The organism is Streptomyces pactum (assembly GCF_002005225.1).
Classification (GTDB): domain Bacteria; phylum Actinomycetota; class Actinomycetes; order Streptomycetales; family Streptomycetaceae; genus Streptomyces; species Streptomyces pactum_A.
Genome location: NZ_CP019724.1, coordinates 7,646,125 through 7,671,488, shown reverse-complemented (window position 1 = coordinate 7,671,488; position 25,364 = coordinate 7,646,125). Strand labels below are relative to the sequence as shown.

Below are 25,364 nucleotides of genomic sequence, written 5' to 3'. Positions count from 1 at the left end.
GGAGCCGGGCCGGCGTCTCGCCGTCCGCGAGGCGCCGGCCCGTGCGAGCGGTCAGGCGGCCAGGCACATCCCGTCGTACCGCGCACCGGACGTGCCGCGGCCCCGGCCCGCGCCGGTGTGCCGGGAGGTGAGGCGGGCCAGTTCTCCCTGGGCCCGCGCCAGCAGGTCGCCCAGTCCCAGTCCGAGGGCGCCCGCGGCGGCGGCCAGCACCTCCGACGACGCCTCCTTGCGGCCGCGCTCCACCTCCGACAGGTACGGCATGGAGATCCGGGCGGTCTCCGCCACCTCCTTCAGCGTGCGTTCCTGGGCGAGGCGTTCGCGCCGCAGGACGTCGCCGACGAGATCTCGCCACAGGGGTTCTCTGACGGTGGGCGACCTGCGCTCCGGCGGTACGGCGGGGCGGTCTACCGGGCGCGCGGTCTGCGGTCGGCTCTGCGGGCGCGTCTGCGGGCGCAGGGCGATGACGCGGGCTTCGTTCGGTACGTGGCTGGTCACCTGCTCAGCCTAGGAGTCCTGCCGCGCGACGGAAGGGGCCGGCGTTCCGCCCAGAGGGAAACCGGACGGGACCACCGCGTGCCTGTCACCGCGCACGGGACTACCCTGAGGAGGTACGCATCACCCCGCGATGACGCAGCGGCACCAGTTTCTCGCCACCCGTGAAACCGGGGGGCATGTGCCGTCGCGGCCCGGGTACCCGCAAGCGGGAAGAACCTAGGGAGACGTCGAACCGTGACTTTCGTGGGAGAGGTAATGGAGACCGCCGTGGTCCGGCCGGAAGCGCAGGTCGTCGAAAAGGGCACCGGGAGCAGGACGGGTGACGGATCACTGCCGGGTGTCGTGGACCCCCGCGCCGTGGCGCCGCGTGACGCGCGGCAGTTGTCCCGCCAGTTCTTCCAGCGCCTGACGGAACTCGAAGAGGGCACGCACGAGTACCAGTACGCGCGCAACACGCTGATCGAGATGAACATGTCGCTCGTCAGGTTCGCGGCCGGCCGCTTCCGCGGTCGCGGGGACGACATGGAGGACGTGGTCCAGACCGGCATGATCGGCCTGATCAAGGCCATCGACCGGTTCGAGCTGTCGCGCGAGGTCGAGTTCACCTCCTTCGCGCTGCCGTACATCGTCGGCGAGATCAAGCGCTTCTTCCGTGACACCACCTGGGCGGTGCACGTGCCGCGGCGCCTCCAGGAGCTGCGGGTGGAGCTGGCCAAGGCCCGCGAGGAGCTCTCCTCCCGCCTGGACCGCGAGCCCACCGTCGCCGAACTCGCCACGCTGATGAACATCAGCGAGAACGAGGTGGTCGAGGGCCAGATCGCGTCCAACGGCTACAACTCCTCGTCGCTGGACGCCGCGCTGACCGGGGACGGGTCCGACAACGGCGAGTCGGTGCTGGCCGACTTCATCGGGGTGGAGGAGGACGGGCTGCGGCTCGTCGAGGACTTCCATTCGCTCGCCCCGCTGATGGCCGAGCTCAGTGAGCGCGACCGGCAGATCATCCACATGCGGTTCGTGGAGGAGGCCACCCAGGCGGAGATCGGCGAACAGCTCGGCTGCTCGCAGATGCACGTGTCCCGGCTGATCAAGCGGATCATCACCCGGCTGCGCGAGGGCATGCTGGGCGAGCTGGGCTGCGCCTGAGGGACGAGGACGCGGACGACGCCGGTGTCGCCCCACGCTCAGGAGTGGGGCGGCACGTTCTTCACGCCTCGGTGAGCGGCACCACGGCGCGTACCCGCTTGCCGACCGGAACGCGTTCGACGACGACCGCGTTGGCCAGGGCGTGGACGATCTCCAGGCCGTGCCGGCCGACGCGCTCTGGGTCGCGGGGGAAACGCTGCGGAACCGCGCCGCTGCTGTCGTAGACGGTGACCGCCACCGAGGTGCCCGTGCCCTCCAGCTCCAGGATGTACGGCCCCTTGCTGTGGCGGTCGGCGTTGGTGATCAGCTCGCTCACCACGAGGAGCACGGCCCCGTCGGCGCGCGGGCCGACCGTGGCGCACCACTCGGTCCTCAACTGGTCGAGGAAGAGCGAGGCGAAGGAACGGGCCTCCGCTATGCATCCCGGCTCACCGGAGTAGTGTGCCGCCCGCCTCAGCGGTTCAACGGGTACGTCGAAACCGGTCGGTATCACTGCCCCGTCCAGGTACTCGGTCATGCGTTTCTCTCTCGGAAGCCGGACTGGCCGGACGCTGCTGCACCTGTCCTCGTACCCCGAGCCCGGCCTCGCAGTCCCCGTCTTTTCGGACTGCGGGCATCGTCACAGTGGCGCGGGGAACCCGAGGGTGCGGGAAGGGTGTGCGATGAAGGAACTGATGACCGTGCGAAGCCTCACCACCCGGCCGGTGGTGACCCTCGGCGGCGACGCCGTCGCGCACGTCAAGGACACCGTATGCGACGCCGCCGCGAGCCGGATCACCGGTTTCACCCTGACCGGGCGGGGGCTGCTGTCCGGCCCGATGAAGGAGGGTCTGCCGTGGTCGGCCGTACACGCGCTGGGCCACGACGCGGTGATGATCCTCGACCGGCGGGGACTGGTGAGCGCCGCGGTCATGATGGTGGAGCAGCAGACCACCCTGCGGTCCCGGGTGCTGGGGGCGAGGGTGCTGACGGAGTCGGGCACCGAGGTGGGCACGGTGCTCGACGTCGTGGTGGAGGGCGGCACCGGCGGGCGGGTCGTCGGCTTCCGGGTGACCGCGAGCCGGGGTTTCGCCCCCGGTCCGTCCCGGCACCGGCGCCGGGTGTACGTGCCGCGCGGTGAGACGCTCACGGTCAGCGGCCGGGCCCTCGTCCTGCCCGCGGACGCGGTCCGGCACGTCGCGGACGACCTGCCGGGCTTCACTGCCCTGGTCGGCGGTGTACCCGGGCACTGGAGGGGCTCGCCGCCGTGATGCTGTTCACCGAGGTACGGGGCCTCCCGGTGGTGCCGCCGGGCGGGGACGGGCCGCTCGGCACCGTGACGTCGCTGACCGTCGACATCGCATCCGGCGCGGTGAGCCACGTCCGGCTCCGCGGCGGCCGCTTCCGCAGGGAGACCGTGCTGCCCTGGGACGCGGTGCACACGATAGACCCGACCGTCGTCCGGGTCCGTCCGCCCACCTCGGCCCCGAACGCGGTTGCGCCCCACCACGACCTGCTGGGCCACCGGATCCTCACGGAGGCGGGCACCGAGCACGGGACGGTGCTCGACGCGGCGTTCGATCCGGAGACCGGCCGCGTCCTCGCGGTCTTCACCACCCGGGGCGAAGTACCGCCCGGCCACCTGCTCGGGCTGGGCGACCACGCCCTCGTCATCCGCACGCCCTGAGCCACTCCCCCGCCGGACACCGGACGCCCCGCACCGACCGCCCACGGCCGCGCGGCGGACCTGGCCGGCCCGACCGGGCTCGGCCGCAGTCCGAACAACCCCGGCCGAGCACGCGCGCACGTCTGGCCGTACCGGCCGTCGCGGCCGTCGCGGCCGGATCACCGGGACCGCTCGAGTCCGTTCGCACGCGCCGGCCGGCGCGGACGGCCCTGTCGGCGGGCGCGCCCGGGGCGGGCTGCTTAGCGTGGCGGCGTGAGCTCGCGAACATCCTCCGGCCCGTCCGGCCGGGCAGCCGCCCGGCACGGCTGGGTCCAGGCCCTCGGCACGGTGCTGGCGGGGCTGGTCGCCATGGGTGTCGTGGCCGCGCTCGGGCTCTGGGCGGCCGGCGCCACGGACCTGCCCGACAACGCCTTCCCCCGGGTCGTCACGGCCACCGTCGTCACCGCCGTCGGCGGCGCGCTGGAACTGTCCGGCGACGCGGGCGGGTTCGCCGACACCGACGCGGGGCTGACCGTGCTCCCGCTGTCCGTCACGCTGACCGGCGCGCTGGTGATCGCCCGGGGCTTTCTGCGGCCGCTGCGCCACCGGGCGGTGACCGGTGCGCCGGAGCTGGCAAGCTGGGCCGGGCGGATCGCCGTCCTGTGGCTGCTCGCCCTCCTGGGGCTGGCCTTCGCCGCACGGCAGACCTTCGAGGTGTCCCTCGGCGAAGGTGTCCTCGACGACCTCGGCGACCTGTTCGGCGTCACCCCGACGGTCGGTTTCACCACGGACGTGCCGCTGACCGTCCTCTTCGGGCTGCTGTGGCTGGCGGGTGTGCTGGTGCTGGCCCTGCTGGTCTCGCGCGGGGCGCCGCTGCCCGGACGGCTGCTGCGCCGGCAGGCCTCGGTGCGGCCGGCGGCGTACGCGATGGTCTGCCTGCTGCTCGCGTACGTCGTCGTCGGCGTCGTCGTCGGCCTGGTCGTCGCCGGGACGCGGGGCCACCCGGCGGACACCTTCGCCGTCCTCCTGCTCGGTCTGCCGAACCTGGCGTGGCTCGCGCTCACCATCGGCCTCGGTGCCACCTGGGAGGGGCGGGTGGAGGGGCCGTTCGGGCTGCCGATGCCGCACGTGCTCGACGAGGTGCTGCGCACGCCGGACGTCTCGGCCCTCGACCTCGGCACGCTGACCGAGCACGACGGGCGGTGGTGGTGGCTCCTGGTGGTCGCGGCGCTGCTGCTGCCGGCCGCCGGGTTCCTCCTCGCGTACCGCTCTCCGGCCGGGACGCCGGTCTGGCTGCACGCCGTGCGCATGGCCGTGGCGCTGGCGCTCACGGTCCTCATGATCGGCCTCGTCGGCCGGATCTCCGCGTACTACGGCCTGTCGGTGCTCGGCATCGGCGACCTGGACGGCGGGCTGTCCGGCCGGCTGTTCCTGCGGCCGCGTCTGTGGGGCGCGGTCGGTCTCGCCCTGCTGTGGGGGCTCGTCGCCGGGTTCCTCGGCGCGTTGCTCGCGCGGTGGGCGGGCCGACGGGGTGGCCGGGCCGCTGCCCGGTCCTAGGGAGGCCGCCGGAGGCGCTCGGGCGGCTCAGGCGACGGGGACGACGAGTGGCGGAGAGGCCCGCTGCATGCGCAGGGCGTCCACGGACTCGGCCATCAGTTCGTACTCGGTGGTGTCGTCGCTGGTCGCGACGCGCACCAGCCGCCCCGCTGCCAACTCGTCGGCGACCAGCTCCTGTTGCACGTCGTCGGCGCACCAGGTGCGCAGGACGCGCGGCACGTCGGGGGCGTCGTCGGCGACCGGAGTCAGGGCGCCGCGCGGTAAGTGCGGGGTGTCGGGCTGCGGATCGAGGCGCTCGGCGATCCAGGAGGCGCGGTCGCGCAGCCACCACAGGGCGAGGGCGAGGGTGGGGGCCCGGTAGGTTCCCAGCGGGACTCCGATGCGCCGGCCGTCACAGACACCGTAGGCGGTGACATGGCACAGGAACTCGTCGTGCACCGCTCCCCTCCCCCCGTCGCCCAGCCCGCCGACCCGCCGGCCGGGCGTGAAGTCCGTGTGGCTCGTGTGCTGTGCGTGAGGGCGCCGTCGCATGGTGTGAGACGCCCTAGAGGTGAGTATGTTCACTACTGAACCACTGTCACCATGAATTTCCGGCCAGTCTCCTGGCATATTCACGGCCGTTGGTGGCCGAAACGCTGCGGCGCCCGTTCCCGTCCTCGCGACCCGGCGTGTGCCGTCCGCATGACCCCCGGGGTAATCGACGGTGCCGACGGGCGCGGGCATGGTTGCGGTACCGGGTCGCCGCGACCGGAATCCGGTACCCGACCAGCACGTACCACCGCAATGGAGGCCGATCGCCATGTCCGCACCCACCGGCCGCTACGACGACGCCGTCGCCCGCTACTTCGAGGCCTGGAACGCGGGGCCGGACGCCCGCGCCAAGGCGGTTGCGGCGGCCTGGACCAATGACGGCGGCTACACCGACCCCCTCGCCGACGTCCGCGGCCACGAGCAGATCGCGGCCGTGATCGCGGCGGCGCACGAGCAGTTCCCCGGCTTCTTCTTCCGGCGGACCGGTGCCGTGGAGGGGCATCACGACACGGTGCGCTTCTCCTGGGAGCTGGTGAGCGAGGCCGACGGGTCGGCGCCGGTGGCCGGGTCCGACGTGGTCACGCTGGACGGCGAGGACCGCATCCGGGCCGTGTACGGCTTCCTGGACCGGGTGCCCGAGGGGGCGTGACGGCCGCCGGGGGTTGCGTTCCGCCCCCGGCGTCGCCCCCGACGCCCGCGTACGCCGACGATCCCGGAGCGGGCGGCCCGCCTCCGGGATCGTCGGTGTGTGGGTCCTACCGCGTGACGATCTTGTCGATCCGGGCCAGTTCGTCGGCCCCGAAGTCGAGGTTCCCGATGGCCGAGACGCTGTCCTCCAACTGCCGCGGGCTGCTCGCGCCGACCAGGGCGGAGGTCACGCGGCCCCCGCGCAGCACCCACGCCAGCGCCATCTGGGCCAGCGACTGGCCGCGGGACTTCGCGATCTCGTCCAGGGCGCGCAGCTTGCCGACCAGTTCCCCGGTGACCGCGTCGGAGTTCAGGAACGGGCTGTCGCTCGCGGCGCGCGAGTCCTCCGGGATGCCGTCGAGGTAGCGGCCGGTCAGCAGGCCCTGCTCCAGCGGGGAGTACGCGATCGAGCCGACCCGCAACTCGTCGAGGGCGTCCAGTAGGCCGCTGGTCTCGGGCCGGCGGTCGAGCATGGAGTAGCGGGGCTGGTGGATCAGCAGCGGGGTGCCCAGCTCGGCGAGGATGCGGGCGGCCTCGCGGGTCTGCTCCGGGGAGTAGTTGGAGACGCCGACGTACAGCGCCTTGCCCTGCTGCACCGCCGTGTGCAGGGCGCCCATCGTCTCCTCCAGGGGAGTCTCCGGGTCGGGGCGGTGCGAGTAGAAGACGTCGACGTAGTCCAGGCCCATCCGGGTCAGGCTCTGGTCGAGGGAGGACAGCAGGTACTTGCGCGAGCCCCACTCGCCGTACGGGCCGGGCCACATGAGGTATCCGGCCTTGGTGGAGATGACCAGCTCGTCGCGGTACGGCGCGAAGTCGGCCTTCAGGGCCTCGCCGAGGGCGGACTCGGCGGAACCGGGCGGCGGACCGTAGTTGTTGGCCAGGTCGAAGTGGGTGACGCCGAGGTCGAAGGCACGGCGCAGGATGGCGCGCTGGGTCTCGACGGGGCGGTCCGGGCCGAAGTTGTGCCACAGGCCGAGCGAGAGCGCGGGGAGCTTCAGACCGCTGCGTCCGGTGCGCCGGTAGGGCATGTCCGCGTAGCGGTCGGGGTGTGCGGTGTACAACGCGACTCCAGAGGGGTTGGCACCCGGGGGTACGGGGCTTTGGCGGAACCGTGTCCCACTCTGTCGTGACCTGCGTGCAGTGGTCCAACAGAAGAATCCGATGAAATTGTGCGGCTACGCTTCTCAGTCATGGAACTGCGTCATCTCCAGCACTTCGTGGCGGTCGCCGAGGACCAGCACTTCACCCGCGCGGCCGAGCGGCTGATGGTCTCGCAGTCCGGCCTGTCGGCCTCCATCCGGGCACTGGAGCGGGAGCTGCGGGCCCCGCTGTTCGTGCGCACGACCCGCCGGGTGACGCTGACGGAGGCCGGACGGGCGCTGCTGGGCGAGGCCGAGCGGATCCTCGCACAGGTCCGCTCGGCGCACGAGGCGGTCGCCGCGGTACAGGGCGTGCTGCGCGGCACGCTGTCGCTGGGCGCCGAGCAGTGCATCGCCGGGGTGCCGGTGGCGGGACTGCTGGCCGCGTTCCGCAGGGAGCATCCGGACGTGGAGATCCGGCTGCGGCAGGCGGGCTCGGGCGAGCTGGCGGAGGAGGTCGCTGCCGGGCGCCTCGACCTGGCCTTCGCCTACCGGACGCAGGCGGACACGGACCAACTGCGCTCCGTCTCGCTGGCCGGCGAGCCGATGACGGTCCTGTGCCATCCCGGCCACCGTGTGGCGACGGGCGGCGCGGCGCTGACCCCGCACGATCTCGCCGACGAGGTCTTCGTCGACTTCCACCCGGACTGGGGCCCGCGCCGCGTCACCGACGCCGCCTTCGCCGAGGCGGGCGTACGGCGGACCGTCGCGCTGGAGGTGAACGACGTGCACGGTCTGCTGGACCTGCTCGACGAGGACCTCGGCATCGCGGTCGTGCCGCGTCACTTCCGGCACAAGCGGGCCTCCCTCACCTCGCTGCCGCTGAGGGGCTCCGGCGACACGGCGTACGAGACCATCGCGCTGCTGCCGCCGGCCCAGGCCACCAGCCCGGCGGCGCGGGCGCTGATGGGACTGCTGGAAACGGGGAGCGGGTGAGGACGGACTGCGCGATGGTGGACGTATGCATGCGAAGGACATCCTCATCGAGGGCTACGGCCGCATCCAGGAAGAAGTCCACGCCGCCGTCGAGGGCCTGGACCCCGACGGCCTGAACGCCCGTCCCGCCGACGACGCCAACTCCGTCGCCTGGCTCCTCTGGCACCTCACCCGGGTCCAGGACGACCACATCGCGGACGCCTTCGGGCTCGACCAGGTGTGGCTGGCCGACGCGTGGGAGAAACGCTTCGGCCTCGGGCTGCCACGCCACGACACCGGGTACGGCCACAGCTCCGCGAAGGTCGCGAAGGTGCGGGTCGACTCGGCCGGCCTGCTCACCGGCTACTACGACGCCGTGCACGAGCAGACGCTCGGCGCCCTGCGCTCCCTGACGGCGGGGGACCTGGAGCGGATCGTGGACGAGAACTGGGACCCGCTGGTCACCCTGGGCGCCCGGCTGGTCAGCGTCCTGTCCGACGATCTCCAGCACGCCGGACAGGCCGCCTATGTGCGCGGGCTCGTTCAGAGCGCCGCTTCGTAGCCCGGCAGGACGACGTCCTCGATCAGGGCCCCGCGCTCGTCGAAGGGGATGAAGGCGCTCTTCAGCGCGTTCACCGTGACCAAACGCAGGTCCTCGGCCGTCCAGCCCGCCTGCTCGACCAGCAGGGACATCTCCCGGGTCATCGTCGTGCCCGAGACGAGGCGGTTGTCGGTGTTCAGGGTGACGCGGAAGCCGAGGTCCTTGAGCGCGGTGATGGGGTGCTCGGCGATCGAGGTGGCGGCACCGGTCTGGAGGTTGGAGGTCGGACACATCTCCAGGGCGATCCGGCGGTCGCGGACCCAGCCGGCGAGCCGGCCGAGCTTGCCCGCCGCGAGGTCCGGGATGTCGTCGGTGATGCGCACGCCGTGGCCGATGCGCTGGGCGCCGCACACCTGGAGGGCCTGGTGGATGCTGGGCAGCCCGTGCGCCTCGCCGGCGTGGATGGTGAAGGGCACGTTCTCGCGGCGCAGGTACTCGAAGGCGTCGAGGTGGTCGGCGGGCGGGAAGCCGTCCTCGGCGCCCGCGATGTCGAAGCCGACGACACCGGCGTCCCGGAAGGCGACCGCGAGGTCGGCGGTCTCGCGGGTGCGGTCGAACATCCGCATACCGCACAGCAGGGTGCCGACGCGGACCGGGGTGCCCGCGGTCGCCGCCTTGGCCATGCCGGCGGCCAGCCCCTCCTGGACGGTTTCGACGACCTCGGCGAGGGTCAGCCCACCGCCGGTCATCAACTCGGGGGCGTAGCGGACCTCGCCGTAGACGACGCCGTCGGCGGCCAGGTCGAGGACGTACTCCTCGGCGGTGCGCAGCAGGCCCTCGCGGTTCTGCATCACGGCGAGGGTGTGCTCGAAGGTGGCGATGTAGCGCACCAGGTCCCCGGAGTTGGCGGCCTCGTAGTACCAGGCGGCCAGCTCGTCGGGGTCGGTGGTGGGCAGGGTGTGGCCGACGGTCTCCGCCAGCTCCACGACGGTCGCGGGGCGCAGGCCGCCGTCGAGGTGGTCGTGCAGCACGGCCTTGGGAAGGCGGCGGAGCGTGTCGGTGTCTATGCGCGTAGATGACATGTGCGGTCGTTCCTCGACGGGTCGGTGCGGGGATGGGGGACGGGTCAGGAGGCGGCGGGCTGGAGCAGGTCCCAGCGGTTGCCGTAGAGGTCCTGGAAGACGGCGACCCGGCCGTAGGGCTCGTGCCGGGGCTCCTCCAGGAAGGTCACGCCCGCGGCCGCCATGCGGGCGTGGTCGCGGACGAAGTCGTCGGTGTACAGGAAGAAGCCGACGCGCCCGCCCGTCTGGTCGCCGATCCGGGAGCGCTGGGCCTCCCCCTTGGCGCGGGCCAGCAGCAGGGCGGCGCCTCCCGCCGCGTCGCCGGGTTCGACGACGACCCAGCGGGAACCGTCGGGCCGGGGCGCGTCCTCGGCGAGGCGGAACCCGAGGGCCTCGGTGTAGAAGCGGATCGCCTCGTCGTAGTCGTCGACGACGAGGGTGACCAGGGCGATGCGTGTCATCGGGGCCTTTCGGGACGGGCGATTGACGGGAGAGGTTATACGTAAAACCCGCCGTCGCGCCAGTCTCCGGTCCTAGGCCTCGCGCCCGAGGTGCGGGCGTGGCCGCTCCGCTACCGTCGTGGCCATGAAGATCACGGCACCGCCGCGCGGGCCCGGGCAGCGCAAGCAGGACGTGCTGGACCGGTTGGCACGGGAGATGGACATCTGGGTGGCCACGGCGGACGCCGAGGGGGTGCCCTGCTTGGTTCCGCTCTGGTTCGTGTGGGAGGGGGAGTCGGTGTGGCTGTGCACCCGGCTCACCAACCCGACCGGCCGCAATCTGCGCGACGGCGGCCGGGTCCGGCTGGCGCTCGGGCACACCCGGGACGTCGTGCTGATCGACGGCGAGGTGGAGACGTTCGGCCTGCGGGAGGCGCCGTCCGCGGCGGCCCAGGCGTTCCTCGCGAAGACCGGCTGGGATCCTCGCGAGGACGGCGCGTCGTACGCCTGGTTCCGGGTGCGCCCGCTCGCGGTGCAGGCGTGGCACGAGACGCGCGAGCTGAGGAAGCGGCACATCATGCGGGACGGCGCCTGGACCGTGTAGTACGCGTGGGCCCGTGCGGGCGCCCGGCCGCCGGTCGGGGCCTCAGCCCGCCGGGCACCCGGCCGTCCGGGCATCCCGCACCTCGACCCGGCCGGCGCCCCGCCGCCCCGGCCCCTCAGCCCGCCCGGCACCCGGCCGTCCGGGCATCCCGCACCTCGACCCGGCCGGCGCCCCGGCCCCTCAGCCGGCCCGGGCAACCAGCCGCCCGCTGCGCCTCAGCCCGTCCGGGCGCCGTCGAGTCGCGCCAGTTCCTCGCCGGTGAGACGGAGGGCGCCCGCCGCGACGTTCTCGGCGAGATGGCCGGGGTCGCCGGTGCCGGGGATGGCCAGGACGTTCGGGCCCTGGTGCAGGGTCCAGGCGATCCGCACCTGCGCGGGGCTCGCGCCGTGCGCCCGGGCCACCGCCCGGACCTCGTCCTCGTGGGCGGTGCCGGCGCCCCGCGGTCCGGCCTCGCCTGCGATGGCGTAGAACGGCACGAAGGCGATGCCCTGCGCACGGCAGAGGGCGAGGAGTCCGTCGGTGGCGGGGTCGTGGAAGCCGAGGCCGTACCGGTTCTGGACGCAGACCACGGGTGCGATGGCCTGGGCCTCGGCGAGGTGGCGCGGTTCGACGTCGGAGATGCCGAGGTGGCGGATCAGGCCCGCCTCGCGCAGTTCGGCGAGGGCTGCGAAGTGCTCGGCGATCGAGTCCTGCCGCATACGGCGCAGGTAGACGACGTCGAGGTGGTCGCGGCCGAGCTGGCGCAGGTTCTCCTCGACGTGGGCGCGCAGGTCCCCGGGCCGGGCGGAGGTGCCCCACTCCCCCGACCACTCGCGGTACGGGCCGACCTTCGCGGCGATCACCAGGTCGTCGGGGTAGGGCGCGAGGGCCCTGTTGATCAGTTCGTTGGCCGAGCGCAGGGACGAGAAGTAGAAGGCGGCGGTGTCGATGTGGTTGACGCCGAGTTCGACCGCCCGGCGCAGTACGGCGAGGGAGCGCTCCCGGTCGCTCGGCGTGCCCAGGTGGAAGGCGGCACTGCCCGTCAGCCGCATCGCGCCGAAGCCGACGCGGCGGACGGGCAGGTCGCCGAGGGTCCAGGTGCCCGCGGACTCCGCGGTGATCGTTTGCGAGGTCATGGCGGAGTTTCGCACACACCCGGGGAGGGTCAGCAGTAGAGGTTGCCGCCCGGTGAAACGCCGAGGATCTGGCTGAACTGCTGGTACTTGGTGACGCGGCTCTGCACCTGCGCGGGGTTCTTGCCGTCGCACTCCAGGGAGCCGTTGATGGAGCGGATCGTCTGGCCGAAGCCGGCGCCGTTGACCATGGCGTTGTGCCCGGTCATGCTGCCGGGTCCGGTCTGGGTGTTCCAGTACCACAGGGCGGTCTTCCAGGCGACGGCCGCGTCGTTCTGCACCAGCCAGGGGTTGTTCAGCAGGTCGATGCCGAGCGCGTCGCCCGCGGCCTTGTAGTTGAAGTTCCAACTGAGCTGGATCGGGCCGCGCCCGTAGTAGGCGGCCTGGCCGGCCGGGCAGCCGTAGGGCTGGTTCCAGTCGCAGTAGTGCGGATAGTTGGCGGTGTTCTGCTCGACGATGTGCACGAGCCCGCCGGTCTCGTGGCTGACGTTGGCGAGGAAGGCCGCGGCCTCCTGCTTCTTGGTGGTGTCGCTGCCGGTGTTGGCGAAGCCGGGGTACGCGCTGAGCGCGGCGGTGAGGCCGCTGTAGGTGTAGAAGGAGTTTCTGCCCGGGAACATCTGGTTGAACTGGGCCTCGGTCACCACGAAGTTGCCGACCGGCGTCTCGGATCCGCCGTCACAGGCGTACGGCTCCCAGTACCAGGTGCTGATCAACGGGTCGTAGCCCGGGTTGGCGTGCTCGGCGATGTACGCCTTGCCGTCCGTGTAGCGGACGATGTCGCCGGCGTTGTAGTTCGCGTCGGCCGACCAGGCCGGGTAGCTCGAACACGCGGCGGCGGAGGCCTCGGTGGCGGGCAGGAGCACGGGCACGGCTCCCGCGAGGGCGAGTACGGTCACCAGGGCGGATATACGGCGCCTCGACACAGGTCTGCCTCCTTCGGCGGAGCACGGCCGCTCCCGTACAAGGGCAGGGCGAAGCGGGCCTTGTGCGCGCGTGCCGGACGGACCGGCCACGGCGTGGGGGCGGCCGTGGTGGGGGGTGGGAGGCACACTCAACCGCGTTGGTCTGTACCAGTCAAGGGTGTAGACCAGTTTTGCCGACTCCCGGACCACACTCACGAGTTGGCCGAGCCGGTACGGGCGGAGCAGGAAGCGGAGGATCCTCGCAGGTCTGCCGTCGTGGCTCCCACTACGGCAACGGCCCCGAGACAGAGCAGGCCACCGCTGACGAGCGCCGCCGCCCCCGAGGAGGCGTCTGCCACGAGGCCGCCGCGCATGTTGCCGATGTCGGGTCCGGCCTGTCCGACGATCTGTTCGGCCGCGCTGACGCGGCCGAACAGCGTCAACGCCGCGCCCCAGGTGGCGGAACCGCCGAGCATGACCAGGCCGGGGCGGGGACAGCGGGTGAAGGATCCCGAGAAGAGGGACGCCGACGCCCCCACGGCGATCGCCGTGAGGAACGGTCCGAGGGTGCGCTGACGCGCTTGACCCTCACGTGGCGTCAGGCCGCACAGTCGTTGCCATGGAGGAGCACTGGACCGTGGGACGCGTGGCCGGCCTGGCCGGCGTGAGCGTCCGCACGCTGCATCACTATGACGAGATCGGGCTCGTTCGGCCGTCGGCCCGGACCTCTGCCGGGTACCGGGCCTATTCGGCGGGCGACGTGGAGAAGCTGCGGGAGGTGCTGGCCTACCGGCGGTTGGGCTTCGGCCTGCGGGAGGTCGCGGAACTGGTCGGCGACCCGTCCACCGACGCGGTCGCGCAGCTGCGCCGGCTGCGCGGCCTGATGCTGGAGCGGCGCGATCGCGCCGACGCCATGGTGGCGGCCATCGACAGGGAACTCGGGACACGGGCGAAGGGACTGCGGGTGACACCGGAGGAGCAACTGGGGATGCTCGGTGCACGGCTGTACGACGCGATCGGCGGCGCCTACACCGCGACACGGCGTACCGATCCGCGGATCGCCGCGCAGATCTGGGACGCGCTCGGGGACGCGGAGACGGTGCTGAACGTCGGGGCCGGCACCGGCTCCTACGAACCCGCCGGTCGTGACGTGACCGCGGTGGAGCCATCGGCGGTCATGCGGGCGCAGCGGCCCGCCGGCTCCGCGCCGTGCGTGGCCGCCGCCGCGGAGAGCCTGCCGTTCGAGGACCGGTCCTTCGACGTCGCGATGGCCGTCTCCACCGTTCACCACTGGGGGGACCCGATAGCGGGACTGCGCGAGATGCGGCGCGTGGCCCGCCGGGTGGTGGTGCTCACGTTCGACACCGACGAGCCCGGGTGGCAGGACCGGTTCTGGCTGGCCCGCGACTACCTGCCCGAGTTCGCCGCCGTCCTCACGGAGTTCCCCTCGCTCGCCGGGATGACCGACGCGATCGGCGCCCGGGCCGAACCGGTGCCCATCCCGTGGGACTGCGCCGACGGTCTGTTCGAGGCGTACTGGCGCCGGCCGGGGGCGTATCTGGAGGACCACGTGCGCCGTGCCATGTCGGTCTGGACGAGAGTCGGGCCCCAGGCCGAGCAGCGGGCGGTACGAAGCCTCGGCGACGACCTCGGCTCCGGCCGGTGGGCCGAGCGCAACAGCGACCTCGCCGACCTCGACGCGGCAGATCTCGGCCTCCGCCTGCTCACGGCCTGAACCGCGTCGGGCGCCGGCCCTGCGAGCCGCACCGGTCGATCCGCGCGAGCCGGTCCTGAGCCGGCCTTCCACCCGCGCGAGCCGGTCCTGAGCCGGCTTCGGAGACGCGGGCGAGCAGGCTGGTCCCGGCTCCTGTCGACCGGACGCGCCGGGCCTGGCTCGCGGCGGCGGAGCGGGCGAGGAGCACCGCAGCGCCCGCACCCAAAACGGTCTTGGCGGGTTGACACGCGTTCGCCCGCGGCCACCGGTTTCGGCCCCGGCCCCGGCGAACCGGATTGACCGGTGGGGTCGCCGCCCCGGCACATCCCGCGACGCGCCGACTCGGCCCGCGGTGCTCCGGACGACATGGTCCGACCCGGCCGGGCACCCGGCCGGGTCGGCGTGGACTCCTCGCGTCGATCGGCTGAGCAGTGCCTTCGGGACCGCCGGCCCGTCGGCTCACGGCTTCTTCAGGACCGCCTTGCGGTGACTGAACGTCTCGATGGAGTAGCGGCCGTGGTAGTTCCCCATGCCGCTCTCCCCCACCCCGCCGAACGGCAGGTCGGAGACGGTGAGGTGGGCCAGCGGCAGCCCGTGGCCGAGACCGCCGGACGACGTCTCGGCGGCGAACCGCTCCCGGGTCGCGTCGGACTCGCTGAAGACGTAGAGGGCCAGCGGCTTGTCCCGGTCGTTGACGAAGTCGATCGCCTCGTCCGGTCCGGACACGGTGACGATCGGCAGGATCGGACCGAAGATCTCCTCCCGCATCACCGGCGCCTCGGGAGCGACGTCGGCGAGCACGGTCGGCGCGATGTACTTCTCCGACCGGTCGCCCGTACCGCCGACGACCACCCGGCCGGAGTCCAGCAGGCCGGTCAGCCGGTCGTAGTGGCGTTCGTTGACGATCCGCGCGTACTCCGCGGACCGGGCCGGGTCGGTCCCGTACAGTCCCTCGACGGCGCGGACCAGCGCCGGTTCCAGGGCGGCGGCCGTCTCCGGGTCGGTCAGGACGTAGTCGGGGGCCACGCAGGTCTGGCCGGCGTTGAGGAACTTACCGCCGGCCAGCCGGGCGGCGACGACGTCGAGGTCGACGTCGCGGTCGACGAACGCCGGGGACTTGCCGCCGAGTTCGAGGGTGACCGGGGTGAGGTGCTCGGCGGCGGCGCGCATGACGATGCGGCCGACGGTGCCGTTGCCGGTGTAGAAGACGTGGTCGAAGCGCTCGGCGAGCAGGGCCGTGGTCTCGGGGACACCGCCCTCGACGACGGCCACGGCCTCGGTGTCGAGGTACCGGGGCAGCAGGCGGGCCAGCACGGAGGAGGTGGCCGGGGCCAGCTCACTGGGCTTGGCGACCACCGCGTTGCCGGCCGCCAGGGCGCCGACCACCGGGGCGAGCAGGAGCTGGGCCGGGTAGTTCCAGGGCGCGACGACGAGGACGACGCCGAGGGGGTCGTACTGCGTCCAGGCGGTGGCGTCGGCGCCGAGGTGCGCCGGGACGGGGGCGGGCTCGGGGCGCAGCCAGTCGGCCAGGTGGTCGAGGGTGTGGTCGATCTCGCGCACGGTGAAGCCGATCTCCGTGCGCTGGGCCTCGGCGGCGCTCTTGCCCAGGTCGGCGTGGAGCGCGGCCTCGAGATCCGGGCCGTTCTCCGTGAGCAGCGCGCGCAGCCGGTGCAACTGTGCGGTGCGCCACTCGACGGGCTTGGTGCGGCCGGTGCGGAAGGTGGCGCGCAGCCGGGCCACGACGTCGGCGGGCTGCTCGGGGCCGGGATGGTTCACGGTGTGCCTCGCTGGTGGGGATTACGGTGCCGGACACCGACTGGACGACTTGATGTAATTACCAACCTTTCGGGAACCACATACATTCCCCGACCGCGGCGACTGTTCCGCGTGCGTCCTCGTCACAGTCGCGCCCGCTCGCGAGAATCGCTCCATGACCACCACCACGCCCCACCCGCTCGTCACCGAGGCCCGCCGGCTCGCGGACGGTCTCCTCGCCCCGTCCGCGCAACGCGTCGACCAGAACGGTGTGCCCGCGAGCCACATCGAGGCGGTCCGGCGGTCCGGTCTCCTCGGCGTGAGCGCTCCCGGGGAGTACGGCGGGGCCGGCGCCCCGGACCCGGTGGCCCGGGAGGTCGCGGAGATCCTGGCCGGGGCGTGCTGCTCCACCTGGTTCGTGCAGACCCAGCACCACACGCCGGTACGGCTGCTGGCGAAGGCGGAGCCCGGACTCCCCGCCCGCGAACGCCTGTTGCGCCCGCTCGCGACCGGCGAGCTGCTGGCAGGCATCGCCTACGCGCACGTCCGCGCCTTCCCCCGGGTCCCGGTGCGCGCCACCGCCGAGCGCGGCGGCCTGCGCTTCGACGGCACCGTGCCCTGGTACACCGGCTGGGGCCTCAACGACGTGATGCTGCTCGCGGGCGTGACCGAGGCGGACGAGGTGGTGTTCGCCGTCACCGACGCCCGTGAGCAGCCGGGGCTGCGTCCGTCACCGCCCATGCGGCTCGCGGCGCTGACGGCCGCCCGCACGGTGTCCCTGGTGCTGGACGGCCTGCGGGTGCCGGAGGATTCCGTGGTGCTGCGTACGCCGCGCGAGGAGTTCGCCCGGGTCGACGTGCCCCGCAGCGCCAACACCTCGCCGGCCGTCTTCGGCGTCGCGTCCGCCGCGCTGGACCTGCTCGGCGACACGGCGGACGAGCAGGAGGCGGCGCGCTCGCTGCGTGGCCGGCTCGACGAGGTCAGGACGCGGGCATACGCGCTCGCCGACCGTCCCGTCCCGCGAGGACGGGTCGAGGAACGGCTGGCGATGCGGACGCGGGCGTACGACCTCATGCGGGCGGCCACGACGGCGGCGGTCGTGGCCGGAGGCGGACGCGCGACGAGTCTCGACAGCCCGGCCCAACGGCTCGCGCGAGAGGGGATGTTCCTGCTGGTTCAGGGCCAGACGGCGCCGGTGCGCCAGGCCCACCTGGCCGCGCTGGCCTCGTTCCGTACCGCGGACGGCAATGGTGCGCCGTCGCCTTCCCGCGCCTGCGCCGGCTGAGGCCGCAGCCGCTCGGCGGCGAGGGGCGGCAGGTGGACCGGCCCGGCGGGATGTGCGCCGCGCCCTCGGAGTTCGGCACCGGGCGGGGCATGTGGTCGACGGCCACCGGTCACGGGCGGTGCACCCCCGGTGGCGAGCGGCGGCACCGTCTCTCCGGTGGGCCGGCAGGGAAGACGGGCAACCGCGCGCTCCCGGGCCCCTGTTCAGTCCTCGTCGCGGGCCGGCACGACGACCAGGAAGGCGTCCGACCGCAGGTCCATCACGACGGTCGCGGGCTCACCCTGCGCACGACGGCGTGCGGCGTACTCCTCCGCCGGCCACGAACCGCGCGGCGACCCCGCCGGAAATCGCTCCAGCACCTTCGCGTCCATGGCGTCGGCCACCTCCACTGCCCCCGCGTCCGTCCGTGCTCTCCTGCCGGAGCGTCTGCCCGCGATAGTCGTGGACATGTCCCGCCCGCCCACGACTACACATAAGGGAGAAATAAGAGCAGAATGGACGTATGCGGCGTTACCGCACACCGCACCAGACGCGGTCAAGGCCCGGTAAGTCAAAGGAGACGACTCATGGCCAACGTCTCGCACACCCGAGGTGACCTCTCCAGCCACCCCGACGCCCCGGAGATGCAGGCACGCTACGCCCGCATGCTCGGCGGCGGCCGGGACGTGGCACTCGTGGACGGGCCGGTGTTCCTGCTCGGCCTCTACTGCGCCGTGTCACCGTGGATACTCCACTTCACCACGAGCCAGCCCGCACTGGTGGCCCACAACCTGATCATAGGCATCGCCATCGGTCTGCTGGCCCTCGGCTTCACTCGTGCCCCGGAACGCATGTACGGCCTCAGCGGGGCGATGTGCGCGATGGGCATCTGGATGATCATCTCGCCGTGGATCGTCGGCACGAACCCGGACGCCGGCGTCATCTGGAACAACATCATCATCGGCGCCCTGACCCTGGCCCTGGGGACGGTGTGCGCCGCTACGGCGGCGAAGAGCATGCGCAAGCCCTAGACGCACGGGAAGGGAAGAGCACGGACCGGCCCGCCCTCGCGGACCGGTCCGCGCACGCCCGGGACCTCCGGCGGACCGGGCCCGCCCGCCCGCAGCGGCCGGACCAGTACGGCCGTCACCGGCTCCGGAGCCACTCCTCGTACCAGGTCACGGTGGCGTCCACGGTGTCCGCGAGCGGCTTCGGAGCCATCCCGAAGGACCGCTCGAAGGCGCTGGAGTCCATGATCTGGGGCTCCGTGTGCTGGTAGAACATCTCCGCGTACTCGGCCATGAACCGCTCGTCGAAGGGGCCGAAGGGGCGGGGCTCGGCGAGCACCGTGATGCCGAACGGCCGGCCCACGCGCTTCTCGATCATCGTGAGTATCTCGCGCGTGCTGACGGCGGGCGCGGTGGGCAGGTGCCAGACACGGCCGTCGCCCTCCGGTCGCTCACCGAGTGTCGCGAGGCCGGCCGCCACGTCCCCGATGTACGTGTAGCTGTGCGGCAGGTCGATGTCGCCGAGGCCCGCGACCTCCCCGCCGGTGAGCGCGCCCGGGAAGACGGTGGCACCGAGGGACGAGTTGAGCACCCCGGGACCGACGAAGTCGGCGCTGCGGCCGAGGACCACCCGAGCCCGGCCGGCCCGGTGTGCGGCGAGGTAGCGCTCGTCGAGCTCGGCGCGCATCCGGCCCTTGCGGCTGGTCGCCTGCCAGGGGCTGTCCTCGGTCATCACCGCTCCCCCGGTCTCGCCGTACGGGTAGAGCGTGTCGAGTACGACCAGCCGGGCCCCGGTCGCCTCGACGGCCGCCAGGACGGCTTCCTGGACACGCGGCATCACCTCTGCCTGGAGGTGGTAGCCGACGTTGACGCAGTGGTACACGACGGTGGCGTCACCTATGGCGGCGCGGGCACCGTCGGCCGTGCTCACGTCGGCGGCGAACCGTTCGACACCCGCCGCGCCGGGGCCCTCGCCACGCCGGTCGACGAGACGGACGGGGTGGCCTCTGCGGACCAGTTCACGGGCCAGCCCGGTACCGGCGGGGCCGGCCCCGAGGACGGTGTGCGTGGCGTGCGGCTGCGGGGTGGCGGCGGACATGGTGATCCTCTTTTCTCGGCCCCTCGGCGCCGTAGTCGACGAGGGATCTGCTATGACAACTCGCGTTAGTTAGAGACTGTAACTGGAGCGATTGCCCATAGCAAGGAGTGTCCTCACCGGACGCCGCCAGACGTAGGCTGCCGATGAGGAGCACGGGACGAGGAGGGACCTGGGACATGGTCGTGAAGGACGCCGAACTGCCGTACCTGCGCCGCTGCGTGGAGCTGGCGGCCGAGGCACTGGAGGCGGGTGACGAGCCGTTCGGGTCGGTCCTGGTCGGCGCGGACGGCACGGTCCTGGCCGAGGACCACAACCGGGTGGCCTCCGGCGACCGCACCCGCCACCCCGAGTTCGAGCTGGCCCGCTGGTCCGCCGCCCACCTCACCCCCGAGGAGCGGGCCGCCGCCACGGTGTACACGTCCGGCGAGCACTGCCCGATGTGCGCCGCCGCGCACGCCTGGGTGGGCCTGGGACGCATCGTGTACGTCGCCTCGTCGGAGCAGCTCGGCGGTTGGCTGGCGGAGCTGGGCGTCCCGGCACCGCCGGTACGCCCACTGGCGGTGCCGGAGGTGGCGCCCGGCGTGCCCGTGGCGGGTCCGGTGCCGGAACTGACCGAGGAGATCCGCGCCTTGCACCGGCGGTTCCACCAGGGGCGGGCCTGAGCGGAAGGGCAGCCGGCAGGGTCACCGGGTGCCGCGGGGGATGCCCGTGGGCGTCACCGGTGGCCCCCGGCGACCCGGCGACGTGCCGTTCGGCGTCCCGGAGGGCCATCCGCCGTCGGTCAGCTCCCGGCCCCCGGCCGGAACCGCCGGTAGAGGACGGCCCCGCCCAGCACGAGTGCCGCGCCGCCCGCGAGGGCGGGCAGGGTCCGGTCCGCACCGGTGTGGGCGAGGGAGGCCGGCGCCTGCGGCGGGGCGGCGTGCGGGACCGGGTTCGGCCGGGCACGCTCCTCTTGCGGTGCGGACGGCTCCGGCTTCGCGGGGGGCCGCTCGGACTCCGGGCGGTCGCCGGAGGTGTTCGTCGCCTCGTTGCCGACGGCCGGGTTCCCGATGCCGACGACGTTGACGCTGTTGCCGGTGACGTTCACCGGGAGGTGGACCGGCACCTGCACGCCGTTGCCGGAGAGCACGCCGGGTGAATCCCCGCCGCCGCCCTCGGCGATCGCGCCCCCGGACGAACCGGTGCCGGACGAACCGCTGCCGGCGGAAGTGCCCGTCCCCTTGTCCGCCGTACCGGTCTCCCCGGTGTTGGCGCAGCGGTTGCCCGCGGCCGGGTTGAGGAGCCCCACCACGTTCACCGTGTTCCCGCAGACGTTGACCGGCACGTCCACCGGAAGCTGGACGGTGTTGCCCGAGATCAGCCCGGGCGATCCGGCCGCGGAACCGTCGGCGGCGGCGCCGTCGGACGCGAAGGCCGCGTACGCCGGCATCGTCACGGCCAGCGCGCCGGAGGCCGCGAGGGCGAACACACCGTTTCGGGTAACCCTTCTCATGAGGTTCCCTGCCTTCCAGACATGGTCACGGGCGCTCGCCCGCACCGGTAAGAACGCGGGCGCACCATCCGAGTTATGGCTTATAGGTCTTTCACTCCATCGAGTGGCCGTTTCGTCGAACGAGCGGCAAAGCGTCCGTACGCCCCCTCCCGAAGCCCTCCATGCGACCGGGGACACCGCCCGGAGGCGAGGTGCGCGGGGCCCGCTTATGGTGATCGAGGGCGCCGACCACCGGTCCGCGACGGGGCGCCCGGGAGGCATCGATGCTGGCCAAGCTGTCGACTCGGCCCTCGGTCCGGCGCCGCGCGGTCACCGGAGCGCTCGGCCTGGCCCTGCTGGGCGCGGGGCTGCCCGCCGCGACCGCACGGGACACCGAGCCCGCCCTGTCCCGGTTCTACGACCAGAAGATCACCTGGTCGGCGTGCGAGGGCATGGAGGTTCCACAAGACCTGCAGTGCGGGAAGGTCACCGTCCCCCTCGACTACGACCGGCCCAAGGCCGGCACGCTCGACCTGGCCCTCGCCCGGTACCGGGCGACCGGTGACTCGCGGGGCTCGGTGCTGCTGAACTTCGGCGGTCCGGGCGGCTCCGGCGTCAGCGAACTCTCCGCCGGCGGCAAGGACTTCATGCACCTGACCAACGGCTACGACGTGGTGACCTTCGACCCCCGCGGCGTCGGCCGGTCCTCGCCGGTCACCTGCGGTCCGGCCACGCTGGACATCATGGAGGCGACGGACGGGGACGAGACGCTCACCGACCCGCAGGACGTGCTCCGGCGCCTGCGGGACGCGGCGGCCGAGTGCGCGGAGCACTCCGGGCCGGTGCTGCCCCACATAGGCACGGTGAACGCGGCACGCGACATGGACGTGATGCGCCGGGCCCTCGGCGACGACCGGCTCAACTACCTCGGCTTCTCCTACGGCACCCGGCTGGGCGCGGTGTACGCCGCCCAGTTCCCGGACAAGGTCGGCCGGATGGTGCTGGACGGCGTGGACACGCTGACCGAACCGCTGGCCGAGCAGGGGCTGGCCGGTGCCCGGGGCCAGCAGACCGCGCTGGAGAACTTCCTCGACTGGTGCGTGGAGGACATCGCCTGCCCGTTCGGACAGGACGCCCGCCAAGCCCGGCGCCAGGTCGAACAGGTCATCGCCTCGCTCGACGCGGACCCGGTACCGACGGGATTCGGCGAACCCTTCACCGGACAGGACATGGTGGGCGCCATCGGTCAGGCCCTCTACAGCGAGGAGCTGTGGCCCTTGCTGGAGCGGGCGCTCGGGCAGCTCCTCGAGGACGGTGACACCCGCGGCCTGGAGGGCTTCGTCTCCGGTGGCGTCACCTTCCCGGTCCGCGCGCGGGGCCCCGCGGACACCGGTGGCGGCCTCACCGACCCGCAGGACGTCCCGATGGACAACCTGCCGGCCGCCCTGATGGCGATCAACTGCGCCGACGACCCGGACCGCCCCACCGCCGACCAGGTCGCCGGGTCCCTGGGACGGCTGCGCGCGCGGTACGAGGAGGCCTCGCCGGTCTTCGGCCGGTACCGGCTCACCCAGGTGCTGATGTGCTACGGCCGCCCGAAGGGCACCGACTACATCCGGGACGACGTGAAGGACCTCGACACCTCCGAGATGCTTCTCGTCGGCACCCGGGGCGACCCGGCCACGCCGTACCGCTGGACGGTGGAGACGGCCGAGCGGCTCGGCCCCGCGGCGGTGGTCCTCGACAACAAGGGCGAGGGGCACACCGGCTACGCGTCATCCGAGTGCGTGCACCGCAAGGTCGACGACTTCCTGCTGTACGGCTCCCTGCCGCCCGACGGCAGCTCCTGCGGCTCCGAGGCCTCCCGGACCTCCCAGGACGACGGCTGATCCAAAGGGCCCGGACCGGGCGGATCGAGCCGCACGCCGGAACCGTGAGCGGAATTGCTCCGAATGCCCGAAACGCCTATCGGTCCTATCGTGCTGACATGGAGCACGATCTGAGTCCCGCCACCCTCGCCGAACTGCGGCGCCCCCGCCCCTACCCGGCCGTGTCCGTGCTGACGCCGACGCACCGCCGCGAACCGGACAACGCCCAGGACTCCGTCCGGCTGCGCAACGCGGTCGCCGAGGCCAAGAAGAAGCTCGAGGACGATCCCGCGGTCACCCGCGAACGGCGTATGCAGGTGTCCCGGGAACTCGACCGGGCCCTCGCCGAGGTCGATCTGACGCACGCCGAGGACGGCCTGGCGCTCTTCGCCGCGCCGGGTGAACACCAGGTCTGGACGCTCGCCCGTTCCGTCCCCGAGCGCGTGGTCCTCTCGGACACCTTCCTGACCCGCAACCTCGTCGCCGCCCAGGCCGCCGAGCGGCCGTTCTGGGTGCTGTCGGTCGCCGCCGACCGCGTCACGCTGTGGAGCGGTGGCGCCGGCCGGGTCGTCGAGGAGCGTACCGGCGGATTCCCGACGCGCCGGCCGCCCCTGGACTTCGACCCCGAACGCCAGGAGCGGATCGGGGACGCGCCGAGCACCTTCCGGGACGAGACCACCCGACGGTTCCTGCGCGACGCGGACACCGCGATGGGCCGGGTGCTGCGCGAGCACCCCCGGCCGCTGTACGTCACCGGCCCGCAGCCCGCGCTGTCCCTGCTGGAGGAGACCGGCAGCACCGTGCGCGACGCGGTGCTCGTCCCGCACGGGGGCCTCGCGCACGGCACGGCCGAGGCCGTGTGGCAGGCCGTGCGGCCGGTGCTCGACGACGAGGCCCGGGGCTCCGTCGAGGCGGTGGCCAGGGAGTTGGACGCGGCCCGCGGGCGCAAGGACTTCGCGGCCGGCGTCGACGAGTTGTGGGAGAGCGCCCGCACCGGCCGGGTCCGGCTGCTGGCCGTCGAGGAGAATTTCAAAGTGGCGATGCGCGACGACGGCGAGCACCTTCTCCCCGCGGACGGCGGTGACCTCGACGCCCGCGAGGACATCGTGGACGAGATCGTCGAGCAGTGCCTGGAGACCGGCGCCGACGTCCGCTTCGTACCGGACGGCGCGCTCGGGGAGGCGGACGGGATCGCGGGGGTGCTGCGGTACTGACGCCCGCCCCCGCGCCCCGTCAGGCTCCGCTCCTCTTGACGACCGTGAAACCCTGTTCGCGGTACACGTACCCGCTCCTCGGCGGGTGTGCGGCGGACGGGGAAGGAGCCGGCGGAGCGTGAGCGAACTTCTGGGTGTGGCGGTCCTGGGCGCGGGGCACATGGGCGCCGATCACGTACGACGCCTCGACCGGGTGGTGAACGGCGCCAGGGTCGCGGCCGTGGCGGACCCCGACGCCGAGCGGGCGAAGGACGCCGTGGGCGGCATCGACGGGGTCGCCGTGCACACGGACGTCGAAGCCGCGCTCGACGCGCCGGGCGTCGAGGCCGTGCTGATCGCCTCGCCGGGCGAGGCGCACGAGGAGACGCTGCTGGCGGCGTTCGCGCGCGGGCTGCCGGTGCTGTGCGAGAAGCCGATGGTGCCGGACTCCGCGGGCGCGCTGCGCGTCGTGGAGGCGGAGGCGCGGCTGGGCCGGAGGCTGGCGCAGGTCGGGTTCATGCGGCGGTACGACGCCGAGTACCGGCGGCTGAAGTCGCTGCTGGACGGCGGTCGGCTGGGCCGGCCCCTGATGCTGCACTGCGTGCACCGCAACGTGTCCTCTCCGCCGCACTTCACGTCCGCGATGCTGGTCACCAGCTCCGTCTCGCACGAGATCGACGCGGCCCGCTGGCTGCTCGGGCGGGAGCTGACCGCGGTGACCGTGCTCCGGCCGCGTCCGTCGGCGGGCGCCCCGGACGGTCTGCTCGATCCGCAGTTCGTGCTCTTCGAGACCGAGGGCGGCGCGCTGGTCGACGTGGAGATCTTCGTCAACTGCGGCTTCGGCTACGAGGTGCGCTGCGAGGCCGTCTGCGAGGCGGGCAGCGCCCGGATCGGGGACGCGCACACCATGGTGGTGACGGCGGCGGGCGGAGCCCGGGAGGAGGTGGCGCAGGACTACCTCGTACGGTTCGCGGACGCCTACGACCGCGAGGTGCAGAGCTGGGTCGACGCCACCCGGCGGGGCCGGGTCACCGGGCCGGGCACCTGGGACGGGTACGCCGCCGCCGCGGTCGCCGAGGCCGGCGTACGGGCCCTGGAGACGGGAGCGCGCACACCCATCGCTCTGGCGCCCCGCCCGGCGCCACCCGACCTGTCATAGAACAGGGGTCTGACGAACACCAGGACGACGACGCATCCGGGCTCCCGTACCCCTCAAGTACC

General features: G+C 73.0%; 27 protein-coding genes and 1 pseudogene. 15 read left to right on the top strand and 13 right to left on the bottom strand.

Annotated features, from left to right (window positions below):
* Positions 1-51 precede the first annotated feature (51 nt).
* Positions 52-495 carry a helix-turn-helix domain-containing protein gene (locus tag B1H29_RS33570; protein WP_055420365.1) on the bottom strand — a complete coding sequence of 148 codons (444 nt, stop codon included), beginning with the start codon at positions 493-495 and terminating at the stop codon, positions 52-54.
* A gap of 255 nt (positions 496-750) precedes the next feature.
* Here B1H29_RS33570 and B1H29_RS33565 point away from each other — a divergent pair, with 255 nt between their 5' ends.
* Positions 751-1,638: an RNA polymerase sigma factor SigF gene (locus B1H29_RS33565; protein WP_055420366.1), complete on the top strand. Its 888-nt coding sequence runs from the start codon at positions 751-753 to the stop codon at positions 1,636-1,638.
* Positions 1,639-1,699: 61 nt separating this feature from the next.
* Here B1H29_RS33565 and B1H29_RS33560 read toward each other — a convergent pair whose 3' ends face one another.
* Entirely contained in the window at positions 1,700-2,155 is a 456-nt protein-coding gene (locus B1H29_RS33560; RefSeq protein ID WP_055420367.1) for an ATP-binding protein, read from the bottom strand.
* 145 nt (positions 2,156-2,300) lie between these two features.
* Between B1H29_RS33560 and B1H29_RS33555 the strand changes: the two genes are divergently transcribed.
* From B1H29_RS33555 to B1H29_RS33545, 3 genes are all read left to right on the top strand, one after another.
* Positions 2,301-2,888 carry a PRC-barrel domain-containing protein gene (locus B1H29_RS33555; protein ID WP_055420368.1) on the top strand — a complete coding sequence of 196 codons (588 nt, stop codon included), beginning with the start codon at positions 2,301-2,303 and terminating at the stop codon, positions 2,886-2,888.
* A complete protein-coding gene (locus B1H29_RS33550; protein WP_055420369.1) occupies positions 2,885-3,304 on the top strand; it encodes a PRC-barrel domain-containing protein in 420 nt (139 codons plus the stop codon). Before B1H29_RS33555 ends, B1H29_RS33550 begins: the two co-directional genes overlap by 4 nt.
* Before the next feature lie 252 nt (positions 3,305-3,556).
* Complete coding sequence (locus tag B1H29_RS33545) at positions 3,557-4,840, top strand: streptophobe family protein (protein ID WP_199832407.1); 1,284 nt, start codon at positions 3,557-3,559, stop codon at positions 4,838-4,840.
* A gap of 27 nt (positions 4,841-4,867) precedes the next feature.
* Here B1H29_RS33545 and B1H29_RS33540 read toward each other — a convergent pair whose 3' ends face one another.
* The gene (locus tag B1H29_RS33540; protein ID WP_055420370.1) at positions 4,868-5,278 is read right to left on the bottom strand and encodes a hypothetical protein; all 411 of its coding nucleotides are present in this window, start codon (positions 5,276-5,278) and stop codon (positions 4,868-4,870) included.
* Positions 5,279-5,639: 361 nt separating this feature from the next.
* Here B1H29_RS33540 and B1H29_RS33535 point away from each other — a divergent pair, with 361 nt between their 5' ends.
* Positions 5,640-6,020 (top strand): nuclear transport factor 2 family protein, encoded by a 381-nt coding sequence (locus tag B1H29_RS33535; protein WP_055420371.1) that lies wholly within the window; start codon positions 5,640-5,642, stop codon positions 6,018-6,020.
* 106 nt (positions 6,021-6,126) lie between these two features.
* On the opposite strand, the gene mgrA is transcribed toward B1H29_RS33535, so the two are convergent.
* On the bottom strand, positions 6,127-7,119 hold the full coding sequence (mgrA, locus tag B1H29_RS33530; RefSeq protein WP_055420372.1) for an L-glyceraldehyde 3-phosphate reductase: 993 nt from the start codon (positions 7,117-7,119) through the stop codon (positions 6,127-6,129).
* A 129-nt stretch (positions 7,120-7,248) separates the two neighbouring features.
* Here mgrA and B1H29_RS33525 point away from each other — a divergent pair, with 129 nt between their 5' ends.
* Entirely contained in the window at positions 7,249-8,133 is an 885-nt protein-coding gene (locus B1H29_RS33525; RefSeq protein WP_055420373.1) for a LysR family transcriptional regulator, read from the top strand.
* Between the two features lie 25 nt (positions 8,134-8,158).
* A complete protein-coding gene (locus B1H29_RS33520) occupies positions 8,159-8,674 on the top strand; it encodes a mycothiol transferase (RefSeq protein WP_055420374.1) in 516 nt (171 codons plus the stop codon).
* Here B1H29_RS33520 and B1H29_RS33515 read toward each other — a convergent pair.
* Positions 8,656-9,735: an adenosine deaminase gene (locus B1H29_RS33515; protein WP_055420375.1), complete on the bottom strand. Its 1,080-nt coding sequence runs from the start codon at positions 9,733-9,735 to the stop codon at positions 8,656-8,658. The two genes, B1H29_RS33520 and B1H29_RS33515, sit on opposite strands and share 19 nt — an antisense overlap.
* A gap of 44 nt (positions 9,736-9,779) precedes the next feature.
* A complete protein-coding gene (locus B1H29_RS33510) occupies positions 9,780-10,175 on the bottom strand; it encodes a VOC family protein (protein ID WP_055420376.1) in 396 nt (131 codons plus the stop codon).
* 124 nt (positions 10,176-10,299) lie between these two features.
* Between B1H29_RS33510 and B1H29_RS33505 the strand changes: the two genes are divergently transcribed.
* Positions 10,300-10,758: a pyridoxamine 5'-phosphate oxidase family protein gene (locus tag B1H29_RS33505; RefSeq protein ID WP_055420377.1), complete on the top strand. Its 459-nt coding sequence runs from the start codon at positions 10,300-10,302 to the stop codon at positions 10,756-10,758.
* A gap of 215 nt (positions 10,759-10,973) precedes the next feature.
* Here B1H29_RS33505 and B1H29_RS33500 read toward each other — a convergent pair whose 3' ends face one another.
* The 3 genes and pseudogenes from B1H29_RS33500 to B1H29_RS33490 form a co-directional block, all read right to left on the bottom strand.
* The gene (locus B1H29_RS33500; protein ID WP_055420378.1) at positions 10,974-11,873 is read right to left on the bottom strand and encodes an aldo/keto reductase; all 900 of its coding nucleotides are present in this window, start codon (positions 11,871-11,873) and stop codon (positions 10,974-10,976) included.
* Between the two features lie 29 nt (positions 11,874-11,902).
* Positions 11,903-12,793 carry a glycoside hydrolase family 19 protein gene (locus B1H29_RS33495; RefSeq protein WP_055420379.1) on the bottom strand — a complete coding sequence of 297 codons (891 nt, stop codon included), beginning with the start codon at positions 12,791-12,793 and terminating at the stop codon, positions 11,903-11,905.
* Positions 12,794-12,984: 191 nt separating this feature from the next.
* A pseudogene (locus B1H29_RS33490) lies at positions 12,985-13,344 on the bottom strand (MFS transporter); the annotation flags it as partial.
* A gap of 47 nt (positions 13,345-13,391) precedes the next feature.
* Here B1H29_RS33490 and B1H29_RS33485 point away from each other — a divergent pair.
* A complete protein-coding gene (locus B1H29_RS33485; RefSeq protein ID WP_234393125.1) occupies positions 13,392-14,507 on the top strand; it encodes a MerR family transcriptional regulator in 1,116 nt (371 codons plus the stop codon).
* A 438-nt stretch (positions 14,508-14,945) separates the two neighbouring features.
* Here B1H29_RS33485 and B1H29_RS33480 read toward each other — a convergent pair whose 3' ends face one another.
* Positions 14,946-16,262 (bottom strand): aldehyde dehydrogenase family protein, encoded by a 1,317-nt coding sequence (locus tag B1H29_RS33480; RefSeq protein ID WP_055420381.1) that lies wholly within the window; start codon positions 16,260-16,262, stop codon positions 14,946-14,948.
* 154 nt (positions 16,263-16,416) lie between these two features.
* Between B1H29_RS33480 and B1H29_RS33475 the strand changes: the two genes are divergently transcribed.
* Positions 16,417-17,526, top strand: coding sequence for an acyl-CoA dehydrogenase family protein (locus tag B1H29_RS33475; protein ID WP_055420382.1), 1,110 nt, complete (start codon positions 16,417-16,419; stop codon positions 17,524-17,526).
* A gap of 203 nt (positions 17,527-17,729) precedes the next feature.
* Here B1H29_RS33475 and B1H29_RS33470 read toward each other — a convergent pair whose 3' ends face one another.
* Positions 17,730-17,975 (bottom strand): hypothetical protein, encoded by a 246-nt coding sequence (locus B1H29_RS33470; RefSeq protein ID WP_159027871.1) that lies wholly within the window; start codon positions 17,973-17,975, stop codon positions 17,730-17,732.
* A gap of 117 nt (positions 17,976-18,092) precedes the next feature.
* Here B1H29_RS33470 and B1H29_RS33465 point away from each other — a divergent pair, with 117 nt between their 5' ends.
* Positions 18,093-18,536 carry an SPW repeat protein gene (locus B1H29_RS33465; RefSeq protein WP_055420384.1) on the top strand — a complete coding sequence of 148 codons (444 nt, stop codon included), beginning with the start codon at positions 18,093-18,095 and terminating at the stop codon, positions 18,534-18,536.
* A 115-nt stretch (positions 18,537-18,651) separates the two neighbouring features.
* Here the strand turns inward: B1H29_RS33465 and B1H29_RS33460 are convergent, their stop codons facing one another.
* Complete coding sequence (locus B1H29_RS33460; RefSeq protein ID WP_055420385.1) at positions 18,652-19,611, bottom strand: SDR family oxidoreductase; 960 nt, start codon at positions 19,609-19,611, stop codon at positions 18,652-18,654.
* Positions 19,612-19,787: 176 nt separating this feature from the next.
* On the opposite strand from B1H29_RS33460, the gene B1H29_RS33455 reads away from it, so the two are divergent.
* Entirely contained in the window at positions 19,788-20,273 is a 486-nt protein-coding gene (locus B1H29_RS33455) for a nucleoside deaminase (protein WP_055420386.1), read from the top strand.
* Positions 20,274-20,392: 119 nt separating this feature from the next.
* On the opposite strand, the gene B1H29_RS33450 is transcribed toward B1H29_RS33455, so the two are convergent.
* The gene (locus B1H29_RS33450) at positions 20,393-21,103 is read right to left on the bottom strand and encodes a chaplin (protein ID WP_055420387.1); all 711 of its coding nucleotides are present in this window, start codon (positions 21,101-21,103) and stop codon (positions 20,393-20,395) included.
* A 263-nt stretch (positions 21,104-21,366) separates the two neighbouring features.
* Here B1H29_RS33450 and B1H29_RS33445 point away from each other — a divergent pair, with 263 nt between their 5' ends.
* From B1H29_RS33445 to B1H29_RS33435, 3 genes are all read left to right on the top strand, one after another.
* Positions 21,367-22,971, top strand: coding sequence for an alpha/beta hydrolase (locus B1H29_RS33445; RefSeq protein WP_055420388.1), 1,605 nt, complete (start codon positions 21,367-21,369; stop codon positions 22,969-22,971).
* Positions 22,972-23,069: 98 nt separating this feature from the next.
* On the top strand, positions 23,070-24,164 hold the full coding sequence (locus B1H29_RS33440; RefSeq protein ID WP_055420389.1) for a hypothetical protein: 1,095 nt from the start codon (positions 23,070-23,072) through the stop codon (positions 24,162-24,164).
* Positions 24,165-24,282: 118 nt separating this feature from the next.
* Entirely contained in the window at positions 24,283-25,302 is a 1,020-nt protein-coding gene (locus B1H29_RS33435) for a Gfo/Idh/MocA family protein (protein ID WP_055420390.1), read from the top strand.
* Positions 25,303-25,364: the final 62 nt, after the last annotated feature.